Annotated in this window: 17 protein-coding genes; 11 read left to right on the top strand and 6 right to left on the bottom strand. The window is 71.5% G+C overall.

Features of this window, described 5'->3' with window-relative positions; genetic code table 11:
• Positions 1-13 precede the first annotated feature (13 nt).
• Positions 14-2332 (bottom strand): accessory Sec system translocase SecA2, encoded by a 2319-nt coding sequence (gene secA2, locus ABD126_RS35900; RefSeq protein ID WP_343939586.1) that lies wholly within the window; start codon positions 2330-2332, stop codon positions 14-16.
• A gap of 84 nt (positions 2333-2416) precedes the next feature.
• The gene (locus ABD126_RS35895) at positions 2417-5389 is read right to left on the bottom strand and encodes an acetyl-CoA carboxylase family protein (RefSeq protein WP_343939584.1); all 2973 of its coding nucleotides are present in this window, start codon (positions 5387-5389) and stop codon (positions 2417-2419) included.
• A 185-nt stretch (positions 5390-5574) separates the two neighbouring features.
• Between ABD126_RS35895 and ABD126_RS35890 the strand changes: the two genes are divergently transcribed.
• Positions 5575-6519 (top strand): sporulation protein, encoded by a 945-nt coding sequence (locus ABD126_RS35890; protein WP_343939738.1) that lies wholly within the window; start codon positions 5575-5577, stop codon positions 6517-6519.
• Positions 6520-6534: 15 nt separating this feature from the next.
• A complete protein-coding gene (locus ABD126_RS35885) occupies positions 6535-6807 on the top strand; it encodes a GlsB/YeaQ/YmgE family stress response membrane protein (protein WP_343939582.1) in 273 nt (90 codons plus the stop codon).
• 354 nt (positions 6808-7161) lie between these two features.
• On the opposite strand, the gene ABD126_RS35880 is transcribed toward ABD126_RS35885, so the two are convergent.
• Positions 7162-7776 carry a TetR/AcrR family transcriptional regulator gene (locus ABD126_RS35880; RefSeq protein WP_343939580.1) on the bottom strand — a complete coding sequence of 205 codons (615 nt, stop codon included), beginning with the start codon at positions 7774-7776 and terminating at the stop codon, positions 7162-7164.
• Between the two features lie 88 nt (positions 7777-7864).
• Here ABD126_RS35880 and ABD126_RS35875 point away from each other — a divergent pair, with 88 nt between their 5' ends.
• Genes ABD126_RS35875 through ABD126_RS35855 form a run of 5 tightly spaced genes read left to right on the top strand, consistent with a single transcriptional unit; the run spans position 7865 to position 12110 of the window.
• Positions 7865-9010 (top strand): acyl-CoA dehydrogenase family protein, encoded by a 1146-nt coding sequence (locus ABD126_RS35875; protein WP_343939578.1) that lies wholly within the window; start codon positions 7865-7867, stop codon positions 9008-9010.
• A gap of 15 nt (positions 9011-9025) precedes the next feature.
• Positions 9026-10225 (top strand): acetyl-CoA C-acetyltransferase, encoded by a 1200-nt coding sequence (locus ABD126_RS35870; RefSeq protein WP_343939576.1) that lies wholly within the window; start codon positions 9026-9028, stop codon positions 10223-10225.
• Between the two features lie 3 nt (positions 10226-10228).
• On the top strand, positions 10229-10990 hold the full coding sequence (locus ABD126_RS35865; RefSeq protein WP_343939574.1) for an SDR family NAD(P)-dependent oxidoreductase: 762 nt from the start codon (positions 10229-10231) through the stop codon (positions 10988-10990).
• 37 nt (positions 10991-11027) lie between these two features.
• The gene (locus tag ABD126_RS35860) at positions 11028-11597 is read left to right on the top strand and encodes a TetR/AcrR family transcriptional regulator (protein ID WP_343939572.1); all 570 of its coding nucleotides are present in this window, start codon (positions 11028-11030) and stop codon (positions 11595-11597) included.
• A gap of 42 nt (positions 11598-11639) precedes the next feature.
• A complete protein-coding gene (locus ABD126_RS35855) occupies positions 11640-12110 on the top strand; it encodes a hypothetical protein (RefSeq protein WP_343939570.1) in 471 nt (156 codons plus the stop codon).
• 5 nt (positions 12111-12115) lie between these two features.
• On the opposite strand, the gene ABD126_RS35850 is transcribed toward ABD126_RS35855, so the two are convergent.
• Both ABD126_RS35850 and fabG read right to left on the bottom strand, forming a co-directional pair.
• Entirely contained in the window at positions 12116-12568 is a 453-nt protein-coding gene (locus ABD126_RS35850) for a MaoC family dehydratase (RefSeq protein ID WP_343939568.1), read from the bottom strand.
• A gap of 1 nt (position 12569) precedes the next feature.
• On the bottom strand, positions 12570-13331 hold the full coding sequence (gene fabG / locus ABD126_RS35845) for a 3-oxoacyl-ACP reductase FabG (protein WP_121221394.1): 762 nt from the start codon (positions 13329-13331) through the stop codon (positions 12570-12572).
• 121 nt (positions 13332-13452) lie between these two features.
• Between fabG and ABD126_RS35840 the strand changes: the two genes are divergently transcribed.
• Positions 13453-14238 (top strand): SDR family NAD(P)-dependent oxidoreductase, encoded by a 786-nt coding sequence (locus tag ABD126_RS35840; RefSeq protein ID WP_343939565.1) that lies wholly within the window; start codon positions 13453-13455, stop codon positions 14236-14238.
• Positions 14239-14244: 6 nt separating this feature from the next.
• Complete coding sequence (locus ABD126_RS35835) at positions 14245-15201, top strand: quinone oxidoreductase family protein (protein ID WP_343939563.1); 957 nt, start codon at positions 14245-14247, stop codon at positions 15199-15201.
• Positions 15202-15260: 59 nt separating this feature from the next.
• Here the strand turns inward: ABD126_RS35835 and ABD126_RS35830 are convergent, their stop codons facing one another.
• On the bottom strand, positions 15261-15731 hold the full coding sequence (locus tag ABD126_RS35830; RefSeq protein WP_343939561.1) for a DUF6319 family protein: 471 nt from the start codon (positions 15729-15731) through the stop codon (positions 15261-15263).
• Between the two features lie 80 nt (positions 15732-15811).
• On the opposite strand from ABD126_RS35830, the gene ABD126_RS35825 reads away from it, so the two are divergent.
• Positions 15812-16153 (top strand): DUF6401 family natural product biosynthesis protein, encoded by a 342-nt coding sequence (locus ABD126_RS35825; protein ID WP_343939559.1) that lies wholly within the window; start codon positions 15812-15814, stop codon positions 16151-16153.
• 75 nt (positions 16154-16228) lie between these two features.
• A complete protein-coding gene (locus ABD126_RS35820; RefSeq protein WP_343939557.1) occupies positions 16229-16420 on the top strand; it encodes a DUF3072 domain-containing protein in 192 nt (63 codons plus the stop codon).
• Positions 16421-16524 lie beyond the last annotated feature (104 nt).

The raw sequence follows: 16524 nt of genomic DNA, 5'->3' as shown, positions 1-16524 counted from the left end.
AAACCGCGCCCGCTCAGCGCCGTCGGACCAGCTTCACCAGGCCCTTGAAGGTCTCCTCCAGCCCCGACGAGAACGGGTTGTCGTTCACCAGGTACGTCCACGTCGTGTTCGGCCGCTGCACCCCAGCCTCCGCCAGGTGTGCGCCCTCCGCGTCGATCTGGACCTTCGCGAACGTCTCCTCCGCCTCGTCCCACGCGTCCGGCACGATCCGGTGGTAGGCCGGGATCGCCTCGCGGTGGAACTCGTCCAGCGGGTTCTGGCGGGCCAGCGCCCGCAGGTGGATGCCCTCGCGCAGGTCGGTCAGGAACACCAGGTGGTCGCTCCACCGCTGGTCGAGGTGGTGCAGCACGATCAGGCGCGCCGCCTTCACCAGGACCTCGCGGTCGAGGTTCTCCAGTTCCTCCGCCCGCTCCGGCTTGCGCTTGGACAGCTCCTCCCACGCCAGCTCCGTGGTGAGCACCTTGTCCCGGAACTCCAGCACCAACGTCCGCTGGTGCTCGATCAGCTTGTTGTACCGCCACGTGTTGCGGTGGATCTCCAGCTGAACGCCCTCGGCCACGCGCTGCGCGTGCTCGACCGTGTGCAGCGTGCCGGCGTCCACCACGCGCCCGTCCTCCTCGACCTCGGCGGGCTCGTCGTGGTCGGGCACGTACTGCGTCACCAGGTCGTCCTGCAACGACGAGAAGAACACCGACCCACCCGGGTCGCCCTGCCGCCCCGCCCGGCCGCGCAGCTGGTCGTCCAGCCGCGACGACGAGTGCCGCCCGGTGCCGATCACGTACAGGCCGCCCAGCTCGGCGATCCGCTCCCGGTCGGTCGACTCGTGCCCGCCCAGCCGGATGTCGGTGCCGCGACCGGCCATCTGCGTGGACACCGTGATCCGCTCGAACGACCCCGCGTCGGCGATGATCGCGGCCTCCTCGGCGTCGTTCTTGGCGTTGAGCACGACGCACTCCAGGCCGGCCGCCTCCAGCTTGCGCGACAGCCGCTCGGACTCCGCAACGTCCAGCGTGCCGACCAGGATCGGCCGGCCCGTCGCGTGGATGGTCTTGATCTCCTCGACGATCGCGGCTTCCTTCAGCTCCAGCGTCGTGTAGAGCCGGGGCGCCTCGTCCTCGCGGACGCACTCCACGTTCGACGGGATGACCAGAACTTCCAGCTTGTAGAAGTCCCGCAGCTGCTCGGCCACGGCCACCGCCGTGCCCGTCATGCCGCACACGGTCGGGTAGCGCGACAGCAGCGCCTGCACGGTGACCGAGTCGAGCACCTCGCCCGCGTCCGTGGTGGCCACGGCCTCCTTGGCCTCGACGGCGGCCTGCAACCCGTCCGGCCACCGCTGGAGCTTCGCGATCCGGCCGCGGGTGTCGTTGATCAGGTGGACCTTGCCGTCGCGCACGATGTAGTCGACGTCCCGGTGCAGCAGCACCTGCGCGTGCAGGGCGACGTTCACCTTGGACAGCGTGGTGGACACGTGCTCGTCGGAGTACAGGTCGATGCCGCCCAGCGCCCGCTCCACCAGCTCCGAGCCGGCGCCGGTCAGGTAGACGTTGCGCTCCTCGTCGTCCACCTCGAAGTGCAGGTCGCGGCGCAGCCGCTTGACCAGGTCGGCCAGGGCGGGGTCCACCGCGGGCCCGGCGGTCGAGCCCGCCAGCACCAGCGGCACGCGGGCCTCGTCCACCAGCACCGAGTCGGCCTCGTCCACCAGCGCGACGCGCGGCGCGGGCACGATCCGGTCCGCCTCGTCCACCGCCAGGCGGTCGCGCAGCACGTCGAACCCGATCTCGGACACCGACGCGTAGCAGACCTCGGCCTCGTAGGCGGCCCGCCGCTCCTCGGGCTTGCTGGACTGCGAGATCCAGCCCACCGACACGCCGAGCAGCTCGTAGAGCGGCCCCATCCACTCGGCGTCGCGTTGCGCCAGGTAGTCGTTCACCGACACGACGTGCACCTGGTCGCCGCGCAGCGCGAACCCGGCCGCGGCGATGGCGCCGGAGAGCGTCTTGCCCTCACCGGTGGCCATCTCGACCACGTGCCCCTCCAGCAGCCCGAGAGCGCCGAGGACCTGCACGTCGAACGGCCGCAGCCCGAGCGCCCGGTCGGCGGCCTCGCGCCCCAGCGCGACCACCTCGACCAGCTCCGCGCGCCCGAAACCCTCCTTCTTCCGCAGCTCGGCGGCCTTGGCGGCCAACTCGGAGTCGCTGAGCGCGCTCATCCGCTCGGCCAGCTCGTTCACCTCGGTGAGCAGCCTGCGGTAGGGCGCGAGGTCGGCGGAGCCGGGCTTCTGCGCGAACCGACGCAGCCGCTGCTTGAACCGTCCCAGGAGAGTGGTCACGGCACGGCAACGTACGGCAAGCGCCGGGCGTTCCGCACGTCACCCGGTTGACTCTTCACTCAGACCCTCCAGAGCGGCGTGGACTCACCACGTGTCGACGAACGGGCGCTTCTTGCCGTCGCGTTCGGGCGGCGTGTCGGCCAGTAGCTGGGTGGTGACCCAGCGCCGCGTCTCGGCCGGGTCGATGACGTCGTCGATCTCGAACGCCGACGCCACGTTCAGCGCCTTCCCGTGCTCGTAGGCCGCCGCCACCATCGCCTCGAACGCCTCCCGGCGCTGGGCCGGGTCCTCGATGCCGTCCAGCTCCCGCTTGAACCCGAGCTTGACCGCGCCCTCCAGGCCCATCGGCCCGAACTCGCCGCTCGGCCACGACACCGCGAACCGCGGCACCTTCAGGCTCCCCGCCGCCATGGCCTGCGCGCCCAGCCCGTACGCCTTGCGCAGCACGACCAGCCCGAACGGCACGCTCAGGTTCGCCCCGCCGACCAGCATCCGGGTCAGGTGCCGGACGGTGGCCGTCTTCTCCGCCTGCGGGCCGACCATGAACCCCGGCGTGTCGCACAGCGAGAGCACCGGCAGGTCGAAGGCGTCGCAGAGCTGGAGGAACCGGGCCGCCTTGTCGGCCGCGTCCGCGTCGATCGCCCCGCCCAGCACCGACGGGTCGTTGGCGATCAGCCCGAGCGGCCTGCCCTCGACCCGCACCAGCGCCGTGACGATCCCGCGCCCGAACTCGCGGCGCAGCTCCAGCACCGACCAGCAGTCGGCGATCGTCTCCACGACGGTCCGGACGTCGTAGGCCCGCACCCGGTTCTCCGGTACGGCATGCCGAAGAACGCGCTGGTCAGGGGCTTCCCACGAGTCCGCCGGCCCCTGGAAGTAGGACAGGTACTTCTTGGCCACCGCCACGGCCTCGGCCTCGTCGGCCACGGCGACGTCCACGACCCCGTTGGGCACCTGCACGCTCATCGGCCCGACCTCCTCCGGCCGGAACACCCCCAACCCGCCGCCCTCGATCATGGCCGGCCCGCCCATGCCGATGGTCGCGTCCCGGGTCGCGATGACCACGTCGCACGTGCCCAGCAGCACGGCGTTGCCCGCGAAGCACCGGCCCGACGCGATCCCGACCAGCGGCACCAGGCCGGACAGCTTCGCGAACAGGTGGAACGCCATGCAGTCCAGCCCGCTGACGCCGCCGTGGTCGGTGTCGCCCGGCCGCCCGCCGCCGCCCTCGGCGAACAGGACCACCGGCAGGCGCTGGTCCTCGGCCAGGGCGAACATCCGGTCCTTCTTGGCGTGGTTGCGCATGCCCTGGGTGCCGGCCATGACCGCGTAGTCGTAGGACAGCGCGACGGTCCGCCGCCCGTTGACCAGTCCGATGCCGGCCACCATGCCGTCGGCCGGGGTCCGCTCCACCAGCTCGTCCAGCGACCGGCGGCGGCGCTGGGCCGCGATCGCCAGGCCGCCGTACTCCACGAAGTCGGTGCACAGGTCCGCGATGTTCTCCCGGGCCGTCCGGTGCCCCAGCGAGTGGCGTTTCGCCTCCGCCGCCGGGCGGGCGAAGTCGTGGCGGGCCATCGTCTCGGCCAGGTCGGGGCGGATCTCGTCCAGGTCGACGTCGACCACCTTCTCCTCGGTCGCGTCGGTGCCGCCGTCGGCCAGCAGCGTCCCCTCGGCCACGGTCTCGCCGACCGAGACCAGCACCCGGCCGTCGCCGACCTGGACCACGTGCTGCATCTTCATCGCCTCGACCACGACCGTGCCGTTCTCGACGGCCACCACGGTGCCCTGCACGGGCGCGCGCGGCCCCCGGTCCTCGCGGGGCAGCTCGTCCACGAAACCGGTGTGCGCGGACAGCACGTCCGGGTGGTCGAGCAGGCCGCGCAGGAAGCCCAGGTTGGTCGCCGCGCCGTCCACGGCGAACTCGGCCAGCGCCCGCTTCACCCGGCGCAGCGCCGTGTCCAGGTCGTCGCCGTGGGCGATCACCTTGGCCAGCAGGGCGTCGAACCCGAGCCCCGCGCGGAAGCCGGGGCCGGCGTGGGTGTCCACCCGGATGCCGGGGCCGGTAGGCGGCGCGAACGTGCCCAGCCGACCGGCCGACGCGAGGTTGACCCGCACCTGGACGGCCGCGCCGCGCGGCGTGTGGGTCAGGTCCGGCTCGACCTCCGCCGCCAGCAGCAGTTGCGCGCGCACCAGGTCCAGCCCGGTGACCTCCTCGGTGACGGTGTGCTCGACCTGCAACCGCGGGTTGGCCTCCAGGAACACGTACCGCGAGGGCGTGACCAGGAACTCGACCGTGCCCAGCCCGGTGTAGCGGACGGCCCGCGCGATGGCCGCCGCCGCCTCGTGCAGCTCGGCCCGCAGGCCCGGGTCCAGCCCCGGCGCGGGCGCGATCTCGACCAGCTTCTGGTGGCCGGACTGGAGGCTGCAGTCCCGGTCGCCGAGCACGGTCGTGCCCACCAGCTGCACCTCGATGTGCCGGGCGGGCGTCAGCAGCTCCTCCACGTACACCGACCCGTCGCCGAACGCGGCCAGCGCCTCGGCCCGGCACCGCTCGACGGCGGGCGTCAGGTCCATCAGCCGCCGCACCACCCGCATGCCCTTGCCGCCCCCGCCGGACACGGCCTTGACCATCACGGCCCCGTGCGCCTTGAAGAACTCCTCGAAGTTCGACGTCGCGCCGGCCAGCACCGGCACGCCGACCTCGGTGGCCAGCGCGCGGGCGCTCAGCTTGTCGCCGAGCAGCCCCAGCACCTCCGGCGGCGGTCCGACGAAGGTCAGCCCGGCCTCGGCGCACCGCCGCGCGAACTCGGCGTTCTCGGACAGGAACCCGTACCCGGGGTGCACGAACCGGCACCCCTCGGCGGCGGCCAGCAGCTGGTCGACGTCCAGGTAGGGCGCGGGCCCCTCGCCGCGCAGCCGGACCGCGCGGTCGGCGAGCCCGGCGTGACCGGGGTCGTCGTCGGTGAACACGGCCGTGGTCCGCCAGCCCAGGTCGGCGGCGGCGCGGAGGACGCGGACGGCGACCTCACCCCGGTTGGCGACGAGCAGCGTGGACAAGGGACCTCCTGGAGCGGTGCGGACGCGCTCTGTGCTGAGCGACCGCTTAGTATGTGACTGCCGTCGCATACTGGCACCACGACTTAGCGTTCGTCCAGAGCCAACCGATCCACCCGGTAAGGCGTCCTGGGGACAAATCGCTCCCGAGGGACGCGAGCCGCACGGGTTTCAGGAGGACCACCGTGGTGTTCAAGAGGATGTTGCGCGCGTTCGGAGTCGGCGGTCCCTCCGTGGACACGGTGCTGACCAACCCGAACGTCCGGCCCGGCGAGCTGCTCACCGGCGAGGTGCGCATCGCGGGCGGCGACCACCCCGCCGACATCGACCAGGTCAAGCTGTCGCTGGTCACCCGGGTCGAGGTGGAGAGCGGCGACAACGAGCACAACCGCAACGTCGAGTTCGCCCGCGTCGTGGTCGGGCAGCGCATCCAGGTCGGCCCCGGCCAGCACCTGGCGCTGCCGTTCCAGTTCCCGGTGCCGCTGGAGACGCCGCTGACCGTCGTGCACGGCCAGCACCTGCACGGCATGACCATGGGGTTGCGCACGGAGCTGGAGGTGCGCGGCGCGGTGGACCCGGGCGACCTCGACCCGATCGCCGTGCACCCGATCCGCTCGCAGGAGCACGTGCTCAACGCGTTCGGCGCGCTGGGCTTCCGGTTCACCCGCGCGGACTCCGAGCAGGGCCGCATCCACGGCGTGCCGCAGCAGCTGCCGTTCTACCAGGAGATCGAGTTCCTGCCGCCGCAGCAGTTCCTGGCCAAGATCAGCCAGATCGAGCTGACCTTCGTCACCGACCCGCACCACCTGTACGTGGTGCTGGAGGCGGACCGGCGGGGTGGGCTGTTCCGCGCCGGCGGTGACACGTTCGGGCACTTCGCGATGTCCCACGATGAGGTGATCCGCACGGACTGGGCGGCCGTGCTGCACCAGTGGATGGACCAGGTGGCCGGACGGCGTTCCAGCCATGGTCACGGCATGCACGGGGGTCACTACCCGGGTCACCACGGCGGTCACCATGGTGGGGGAATCGGGGCCGGTGGGATCGTGGCCGGGGCTGCGGCCGGCGTGTTCGGTGGGATGATTGTCGGCGAGGCCCTCGACGAGGTCGGGGACTTCTTCGAAGGCGACTAACCCGCAGGAGGCATCGTGGGCATCGGCGGTGTGATCAGCGCTCTGATCGTGGGTCTCATCATCGGGTTCCTCGGCAAGCTCGTCGCTCCCGGCAAGCAGGCCATCCCGATCTGGCTGACGTTGGTGGTCGGCATCGTGGCGGCGTTCCTGGGCACGTTCATCGCCCGCGCGCTGGGTGTTGAGGACACGCCGGGCATCGACTGGATCGAGATCATCGTGCAGGTGGTGATCGCCGCCGTGGGCGTGAGCCTGGTTGCGGGCTTCTACGGGCGGAAACAAGTCCACTGAGGACTTTTGGGAGGGGCCTTCCGGTGTGATCGGGAGGCCCTTTCGCTTCGCCGGCTCTCAAGCGTTGACGCGCTTCGCGCTCTCAAGATCAAAAGCTGAAAAGCGGCCGGGAGGCCTCCAGTGGGGGGAAGGGCCTGCGTGTTCCCCACCGCATGACCTGGCGGAGCCGACCACAGATTTCCCCGGGTGCCGCTAAAACTTTTGCTCGTTCCTCGCAAAACTTTCGGCGTCACCCGGGGAAATCTGTGGTAGCCCTTCGGGCAGGTCATACGGTGGGGAACACGGAGGCCCCTTGTGGCTGGTAGCTCAGCCGCCGCTGCGCGGCGCAGCCGCGCTTCGCGCGGGCGGTGGGGGTCAGGCTCCTAGCATTCGTAGCACCAGGTCGGCGTAGAGGGTGCCGATCGACTCCGGGGTGCGGCGGCTTCCGGGTTTGTACCAGCGTGCCACGTCGATGCACAGTGACAGCACCGCCAGCGTCGCCCCCCTGACGTCCGGCACGTCGAACGCCCCCGCCGCCACGCCGTCCTCGATCATCCCGCGCACCGTGGACTCGATCTCCCGTCGCAGTTCCACGACCTCCGCGTGGTGCTCCGGTGTCAGCGCCGTCAGCTCGTACTGCACCACCCGGGCCGTCAGGTGGTACTCCGCGTGCCAGGACGAGAAGGCCTTCACCGCCGCCGACATCCGGGCCACCGGCTCGGTCTCCGTCACCCCGGTCAGCATCTCCAGCGCGCGTCGGTGGCCGATGCGGGAGATCTGGAACAGCAGGTCCTCTTTGGACCGGTAGTGGATGTAGACCGCGGCCGGGCTCATGCCGGCCTGGGCGGCGATGTCGCGGGTGGTCGTGGCGTGGTAGCCGCGGCCCGCGAAGGCGGCGGCTGCCGCGATGAGCATGCGGCGGGCGGCGGGTGGCGTCACGTCGCGCCAGGTCCGCTCCAGCAGCTCGAACTCGTGGGCGGCGGTGGTCAACAGGGGCCTCCTTGACAAGGGCCGACAGCGTACCGCAGGCTAAGCACACGCTTAGGACCTAAGCAACCGCTTAGTATGTGGAGGGAACGTGCAGCGCACCCTGTTCGAGGACGACCACCACGCCTTCCGGGAGACGGCGCGCGCGTTCGTGGACCGGACCGTGCGGCCCAACTACGAGAAGTACGTCGAGCAGCGGTCCATCGACCGCGAGCTGTGGTTGGAGGCCGGTCGGCAGGGGTTGTTGGGCCTGGAGATCCCCGAGGAGTACGGCGGCAGCGGCGCGAACGACTACCGGTTCAACGCCGTGCTCGGCGAGGAGCTGTGCAAGGTCAGCGCCGGTGTCGCGAGCTGCCTGGGCATCCACGGCGACGTCGTCGCGCCCTACCTGGTCGACCTGTGCACCGAGGAGCAGAAGCAGCGCTGGCTGCCCCGGTTCTGCTCCGGCGAGCTGACCACCGGCATCGGCATGACCGAGCCCTCCGGCGGCTCCGACCTCGCCGCCCTGCGCAGCACCGCCGTGCGCGACGGCTCGGACTGGATCCTCAACGGCTCGAAGACGTTCATCACCAACGGCTTCTCCGCGGACATGATCGTCGTCGCCGCCCGGACCAGCCCGGAGAAGAAGTCCAAGGGCATCACGCTGTTCGCCGTCGAGACCGGCATGAAGGGCTTCGAGCGCGGGCGCAAGCTGGACAAGGTCGGCCAGCCCGAGTCCGACACCGCCGAGCTGTTCTTCGAAGACGTCCGCATCCCGGCCGAGAACGTCATCGGCGAGGTGGACCGCGGCTTCATCTACATGATGGAACGCCTGCCGCAGGAACGCCTCGGCGGCGCGATCTCCAACCTGGCGCACGCCAAGCAGATCCTGCTGGAGACCATCGAGTACGCCAAGGAGCGCAAGGCGTTCGGGCAGGCCATCGGGTCGTTCCAGCACAACAAGTTCCTGCTCGCCGAACTGGTCACCAAGGTGGACGTGACGCAGGCCTTCCTGGACCAGTGCACCATCGCGCACACCAAGCGCGAGCTGACCGCCGTGGACGCCGCGAAGGCCAAGTACTGGAGCGCCGACGTCCAGAACGAGGTCCTCGACGCCTGCGTGCAGCTGCACGGCGGCTACGGCTACATGACCGAGTACCGCGTCGCCCGCGCCTGGATGGACGCCCGCGTCACCAAGATCTGGGCCGGCTCCAACGAGATCATGAAGGAACTCATCGGCCGCGACCTCGGCCTGTAGGACAAGGAGATCACCATGCCCGAGGCTGTCGTCGTCGCCACCTCGCGCTCCCCGATCGGCCGGGCCCGCAAGGGTTCCCTGGTCGACCTGCGCCCGGACGACCTGGCCACCCAGGTCATCCGGGCCGCGCTGGACAAGGTCCCCGCGCTCGACCCCGCCACGATCACCGACCTGCACCTGGGCTGCGCCGAGCCGCAGGACGAGCACGGCCAGAACGTCGCCCGCCGCATCGCCGTTCAGCTCGGCCTGGACACCGTTCCGGGCACGACGGTCAACCGGTTCTGCGCGTCCTCCGTGCAGACCGCCCGGATGGCCTTCCACGCCATCAAGGCGGGGGAGGGGCACGCGTTCATCAGCGCCGGCGTCGAGTGCGTCTCCCGCTACCGCCACGGCGATCCGCACCTCAACCCGCTGTTCGACGAAGCGCGGGAGCGGACCGCGCGGACGGCGGAGCACAACACGCCGTGGACGGACCCCCGGGTCGACGGGAAGCTGCCGGACTACTACATCGCGATGGGGCAGACCGCCGAGAACGTGGCCACCCACCTCGGCATCACGCGCCGCGAGCAGGACGAGTTCGGCGTCCGGTCCCAGAACCTGGCGGAAAAGGCCATCGCGGACGGGTTCTTCGCCCGTGAGATCACCCCGGTCACCCTGCCCGACGGGACGGTGGTCAGCACCGACGACGGGCCGCGGGCGGGAGTGACGCTGGAAGCGGTGCAAGGGCTCAAGCCGTCGTTTCGTCCACAGGGGACGGTCACGCCGGGCAACTGCTGCCCCCTCAACGACGGCGCGGCGGCGGTCGTCATCATGAGCGACACGCGGGCGCGTGAACTCGGCCTCACCCCGTTGGCGCGCATCGTGTCCACGGGCGTGTCGGGCCTGTCGCCGGAGATCATGGGCCTCGGCCCGGTGGAAGCGACCCTGCAAGCGCTCGCGCACGCCGGGATGTCCATCGGCGACATCGACCTGGTGGAGATCAACGAGGCGTTCGCCGTGCAGGTGCTGGGCAGCCAGCGCGCGCTGGGCATCGACCTCGACCGGCTCAACGTGCACGGCGGCGCCATCGCGCTGGGGCACCCGTTCGGCTCGACCGGCGCCCGCATCATGACCACCCTCATCAACGGGATGCAGGCCCGTGACGCCCAGTTCGGCCTGGAGACCATGTGCGTGGGCGGCGGGCAGGGCATGGCGATCATCCTGGAAAGGCTGTAGCTGATGGGAATCCTCGACAAGTTCCGCCTCGACGGGCAGACCGCGATCGTCACCGGCGCGTCCTCCGGCCTCGGCGTGGCGTTCGCCAAGGGCCTGGCGGAGGCGGGCGCGGACGTCGTGCTGGCCGCGCGGCGGGTGGACAAGCTCAAGGAGACCGCCGCCCTGGTCGAGGCCGCGGGCAGGCGGGCGCTGATCGTGCAGGCGGACGTCGCCCAGCCCGACGACTGCCGCGAGGTGGCGCGCGCCGCCGCCGAGTTCGGCGACGTGCGGGTGCTGGTCAACAATGCCGGCGTGGCCTCGGCGGTGCCCGCGTCCAAGGAGACGCCCGAGCAGTTCCTCGGCGTCATGGACGTCAACCTCAACGGCGCGTACTGGATGGCCCAGGCCGCCGCCGCGGTCATGGAGAACGGCGGGTCGATCGTCAACATCTCCAGCGTGCTCGGATTGGTGTCCGGCGGCCTGCCGCAGGCCGCCTACGCCGCCTCCAAGGCCGGCCTGCTCGGCCTGACCCGCGACCTGGCCCAGCAGTGGACCGGGCGCAAGGGCATCCGGGTCAACGCGCTCGCGCCGGGGTTCTTCGCCTCGGAGATGACCGACCAGTACCCCGACGGCTACCTGGAGGCCCACGTCGGCCGGCTGCCCATCGGCCGCGCCGGCGACCCGGAGGAGCTGGCCGCCGCGGTGGTCTTCCTCGCCTCGGCCGCCGGCGGCTACACCACCGGCGCCACGCTGGTCGTGGACGGCGGCGTCACGCTCGGCGGCTGACCCGGTCCGCCCCGGTCGGCCGTTTATGCTGCTCACCATGGCATCTGTGCCGGAACGGCTGATCGGGGCCGCCACCAGGTTGTTCGCCGACAAGGGCTACGACCGGGTGGCGGTGCAGGAGATCGTGGACCACGCCGGGGTCACCAAGGGCGCGATGTACCACTACTTCGGGTCCAAGGACGACCTGCTCCAGGAGATCTACGGCAGTCTGCTGCGCATGCAGACCGAGCGGCTGGAGGAGATCGCGTCCGGCCCCGGACCGGTCGCCGAGCGGCTGCACGCGGTGGCGGTGGACGTCGTGGTGACCACGGTGGAGAACTTCGACCAGGCCAAGGTGTACTTCCGGTCGGCCGACCAGCTGCCCGAGCAGCAGCGGCGGGCCACGCGCGCCGAGCGGCGGCGCTACCACGAGCGGTTCCGGTCGCTGGTCGAGGAGGGGCAGGAGGCGGGCGTCTTCCGCGCCGACGTGCCCGCCGACCTGACCGCGCACTACTTCTTCGGCACCATCCACCACCTGGGCGCCTGGTACCACACCACGGGCCCGCTGACGCCCAAGCAGATCGGCCGCCACTACGCCGACCTGCTCCTGGCCTCACTGCGCCCCTGACGGCGGTTGCCCCCGGCGGCCGGTCGGGCGCACAGTGGTGGGATGCGGCGGAAAGCGCTGGTCGTCGTGGCCGCCTGCCTGCTGGTGGCGGTCGTCGCGGTCCTGCGCGGCCACACCCCGCCACCGACCGCCGCCCAGCCCCCGGGCGCCACCGGGTCGCCAACCGCCACCGCGCCACCCACCACCGCGCGGCCCGGCCCGGTGCCCTACACCCGCACCCCGGCAGGCGGCCTCGCCGAGCGGGTCGCGGTGGTCGGCGAGTGGCTCACCGTCCCGTCCACCCCGGATGCGTCCACTGTGGACACCGGCGGGCACGACGTCGAACGGTGCGGCGCGCACTTCTACTGGCCCAGTGAGGGGAAACTGGCCCGCTGGGCGCCCGGCTCACCCCGCGTCGAGGTGCTGGACCTGCCGGACCCGGGCGCGTTCGTGGCGCACCGCTGCGTCTACGGCATCCTGAACGTGGTGACCGACCAGGGCGCACCCAGGCTGTGGTTCCTGGGCGCGCCCTAGGACGCTCACGGCACCAGCAGCACGACCGTCTCGGCCACGCACGCCGGCTTCGGCTCGCCGTCGATCTCCACGACCACCTTCACCACGGCCTGCTTGCCCTGCGCCATGTCGGTGATCTCGGTCAGCTCCGCCCCGGCCCGGACGCGGGAGCCGACCTTCACCGGCGTGGGGAAGCGGACCTTGTTCAGGCCGTAGTTCACGCCCATCGACAGGCCCTGCACGGTGTAGATGTCCCGCACCAGCAAGGGGATCAGCGACAGCGTCAGGTACCCGTGCGCGACCGGCGCGCCGAACGGGCCGCGCGCCGCCTTCTCCAGGTCGACGTGGATCCACTGGTGGTCGCCGGTGGCGTCGGCGAACAGGTTGATCTCCTGCTGGGTGACCTCGTGCCACGGCCCGAAGCCCAGGTGCTCGCCCTTGGCGGCGGCCAGCTCGTCCAGGTTCGCGAAGGTGCGCATGTCAGTCCTTCGGTCCGCCGGCGACGTAGATGACCTGGCCGGACACGAACCCGGCGCCCTCGCTGACCAGGAACGACGCGGTGTGCGCGATGTCCTCGGGGGTGCCGGTGCGGCCGACCGGGATCATCGCCGCCGCGCCCTTCTTGAAGTCCTCGAAGTCCACGCCGACGCGGGCGGCGGTGGCGGCGGTCATGTCGGTCTCGATGAAGCCCGGCGCGATGGCGTTGACCGTGACGCCGAACTTGCCCAGCTCGATCGCCAGCGTCTTGGTGAAGCCCTGCAAACCGGCCTTGGCGGCGGCGTAGTTGGCCTGGCCGCGGTTGCCCAGCGCGGAGGTGCTGGACATGTTGACGATCCGGCCCCACTTGGCCTCGGTCTGGAACTTCTGCACCGCCCGGCTCATCAGGAACGAGCCGCGCAGGTGCACGGTCATCACCGCGTCCCAGTCGTCGTCGGTCATCTTGAACAGCAGGTTGTCCCGCAGGATGCCGGCGTTGTTGACCAGCACGGTGGGCGCGCCCAGCTCGTCGGCCACCCGCTGCACGGCGGCGTCCACCGACGCGCTGTCGCCCACGTCCACGCCCACGGCGAGCGCGCGGCCACCGGAGGCGTTGATCTTCCCGACGACGTCCGCGCAGCCCTCCTCGTTGAGGTCCAGCACCGCGACGGCGAAGCCGTCCTGCGCGAGCCGGGTCGCCACGGCCGCGCCGATGCCGCGCGCCGCGCCGGTGACGATGGCCACCCGTGCGTTGGTCTCGGCCACGAAATCCTCCTTGATACGGGCTAAGCAAGCGCTTGGAAACTACCGGCAGGCGTGGCTTGACGCCACAGCCCGGTGCGACGACCATACCGACTGGTCGGAATGTCGCCAAGGGAGGCGTGCGGTGGAGTTCCAGGACAAGGTCGCGTGGATCACCGGCGGTGCGAACGGCATCGGCGCGGGGGTCGCCCGCAGACTCGCCGGGCTCGGCGCGAAGGTCGTCGTCGCCGACGTGGACGCCGAGCGCGGCAAGGCCGTCGCCGACGAGGTGGACGGGCTGTTCGTCACGTGCGACGTGAGCGACCCCCGGCACAGCGAGCAGGCCGTCGCGGCGGCCGTGGAGGCGTTCGGCGGGCTCGACATCGCGGTGCTCAACGCGGGCATCGCCACCGGCTTCGGCCTGGGCGACGACTTCGACGCCGAGCGGTACCGGCGGGTCATGGGCATCAACCTCGACGGCGTGGTCTACGGCGTGCACGCGGCCCTGCCCGCCCTCAAGGCGCGCGGCGGCGGGCACATCGTCGCCACGGCGAGCATGGCCGGGCTCATGGCGATGCCGATGGACCCGGTGTACGGGGCCAACAAGGCCGCCGTCGTCGGCCTGGTCCGCGCGCTGGGGCCGACGTTGGCCGCCGACGGCGTCGCCGTCAACGCGGTGTGCCCGGCGTTCGCGGACACCAACATCATCGCCGGCTTCAAGACCGCCCTGGAGTCGGCCGGCATGCCGATCCTCACCGTGGACGACGTGGTGGACGCGTACCTGTCCGCCCTGCGGTCCGGCGGCGCCGGCCAGTGCTGGTACGTCCAGGCCGGCCGGCCCAGCGAGCCGTTCAAGTTCCCCAACCCGCCCGGCCCGCGCACCGCGTCCGGTGAGCGCGTGGCCCTGCACGACCCGTCCCAGGAAGGCTGATCCACTGTGCGTGCCATCCAGATCACCGAGTTCGGCGGACCCGAGGTCCTCACCGAGGTCGAGCTGCCCGACCCCGTCGCCGGTCCGGGCGAACTGCTCGTGGACGTCAGCCGCGCGGGCCTGAACTACGCCGACACCCACCAGGCCGAGAACTCCTACCTGGCGAAGATGGAGCTGCCGCTGGTGCCCGGCGGCGAGGTCGTGGGCCGCACGCCCGACGGTCGCCGGGTCGTCGCGCTGACCAACTTCGGCGGGTACGCGGAGAAGGCCGCCGTGCCCGCCGCGACCGCGTTCGACGTGCCCGACGGCGTGGACGACGTGACGGCGCTGAGCATGGTCGTGCAGGGCGCGACGGCGTGGCTGCTGCTGCGCAAGAGCGTGCACCTGGAGCCGGGGGAGTCCGTCGTCGTGCACGCCGCCGCGGGCGGGGTCGGGTCGATCGCCGTGCAGCTGGCCAAGAAGTGGGGCGCGGGCCGCGTCATCGCGACCGCGAGCAGCGAGGACAAGCGCAAGCTCGCACTGGACCTGGGCGCGGACGTGGCCGTGGACTCCACCGCGGCGGACATGACGGCGGCGCTGCGCGAGGCCAACGAGGGTCGGCGCGTGGACGTGGTGCTGGACATGACCGGCGGCGCGGTGACCGACCAGAGCGTGGCGGCGCTGGCCCCGTTCGGGCGGCTCGCGTTCTACGGGATGGCCAGCCGGGAACGGCCGTCGCCGGTGGACCTGGGCAAGCTGCTGGTGCACTCGACGGCCATCGCCGGCATGTGGCTGCCGCACGCGTTCAAACTGCCGGGCCGGGTCGTGCACCGCGCGATGGACGAGCTGTTCGCGCTGGTCGAGGCCGGTGAGCTGCGGGCCGTCGCGGGCGGCGAGTACGGGCTGTCCGAGGTCCGGAAGGCGCACGAGGACCTGCGGTCGAGGCGGACGACGGGCAAGTTGGTGCTCGACCCGTCGCGGTAGTGCCGCCCGGGCTGGTGCCCGGGGTCCGGCCGGTGGGCTGCCCCACCGGCCGGTCCGCGTCACTCGCTCAGTTCGGCCAGCGCGGCCTTCACCTTGGCCAGCTCGGCCTCCAGCTCCTCCATGCGGGTGCGGTGCTGGGCCCGAGCGGCCTCGATGACCTCGTCGATGCCACCGGCGATGTCCTCGTGCAGCTCCTTGGCCGCCTTGGACACCGCCGCCGCGGAGATGACGAGCCCCTGCACGACCCGCTTGGTGCCGTGCACCAGGTCGGCCTGCCACTCGCCGTCGGCGGTGCCGGTGACGGTCAGCGTCAGCTCGACCGTGCGGGTCTTCTTGGCCGTGCTCTTCGTGGCCTTGGGCTTGGCGGGCTTGGGCGCGGGCGCCTCGGCCTTGGGTTCGCCACCCTCGACCTTGGGCGCCTCCTCGGTGGCGGGCGCCTCCTCCTGCTGCGTGGCCGCCGGCACGGCGTCCACCTGGTCTTCCTGCTCCACGAGCGTGTCCGCCTGCACGTTCTCGTTTCCTCTCTGCATCCGGCTCGACCCGGCCGTGATCCTAGAACAGATGTTCGATGGTGGGTCGATCGCCCCGCACAGCGTAGGGTGTCGGGCTTGTGAGCGGCTGGAGGGACATGGTCGCCCGTCGGTTCCTGGATCGGCTGGGTGGCGAGATCGGCATGGCGACGGCGGTGTTGGCCCCGGTGGGCGTGCTCGCGGCGATCGACCAACACGCGGCGTCCGTGCGGGACATCCTCGCCTACGGCGCGCCGGCGGCAGCGGCGGCGATCCTGCTGGCCGGCTACGCGCGCGGCGTGCTGGACGAGGCGACGAAGCACGGCTGGACCCCACCCGCGGTGGTGGAGTGGTCGCACGCCGACTGGACGACGCTCAGACTGGCCGCGGTGTGCGACCTGGCGCGGCGGTCGGACGAGCCGGAACTCGCCCTGGAGGCGTAGCCGCCGGGAGGGTGGGATTGGTCCGTCCGGATCCCGGGTACCTCGAACGCGCGTTCGAGCGAAGGGAGACCGACCGTGAACCGCACCCCGGAGAAGGACCCCGAGGACTGGACGACCGGCGACGAGCCGATGACCGGCCCGCAGGAGTCCTACCTGCACACCCTGGCCCAGGAAGCGGGCGAGGAAGTGCCGGAGGACTTGACGAAGGTAGAGGCGTCGCAACTGATCGACCGGTTGCAGGAGAAGACCGGTCGCGGCCGGGACTAGCACACCCCGCGCTTTTCGCCGCGCAGCGGCGGTTTTGGGTTGGGCTCCCAGCCACAAGGGGCCTTCGTGTTCCCCACCGTATGACCTGCCCGAAGGGCTACCAC

It is taken from the genome of Saccharothrix mutabilis subsp. mutabilis (genome assembly GCF_039521145.1).
GTDB classification, from domain to species: Bacteria; Actinomycetota; Actinomycetes; order Mycobacteriales; family Pseudonocardiaceae; genus Actinosynnema; species Actinosynnema mutabilis.
The sequence above is the reverse complement of the archived record's forward strand: the minus strand, read 5'-3'. Positions and strand labels throughout refer to the sequence as shown.

What these genes read in the sequence shown, in the direction of transcription:
- ABD126_RS35865 (WP_343939574.1), top strand. Translation starts at nt 10,229, where the DNA reads ATGGGAATCCTCGACAAGTTCCGCCTCGACGGGCAGACCGCGATCGTC.
- ABD126_RS35860 (WP_343939572.1), top strand. Translation starts at nt 11,028, where the DNA reads ATGGCATCTGTGCCGGAACGGCTGATCGGGGCCGCCACCAGGTTGTTC.
- ABD126_RS35870 (WP_343939576.1), top strand. Translation starts at nt 9,026, where the DNA reads ATGCCCGAGGCTGTCGTCGTCGCCACCTCGCGCTCCCCGATCGGCCGG.
- ABD126_RS35850 (WP_343939568.1), bottom strand. Translation starts at nt 12,568, where the DNA reads ATGCGCACCTTCGCGAACCTGGACGAGCTGGCCGCCGCCAAGGGCGAG.
- ABD126_RS35855 (WP_343939570.1), top strand. Translation starts at nt 11,640, where the DNA reads ATGCGGCGGAAAGCGCTGGTCGTCGTGGCCGCCTGCCTGCTGGTGGCG.
- ABD126_RS35830 (WP_343939561.1), bottom strand. Translation starts at nt 15,731, where the DNA reads ATGCAGAGAGGAAACGAGAACGTGCAGGCGGACACGCTCGTGGAGCAG.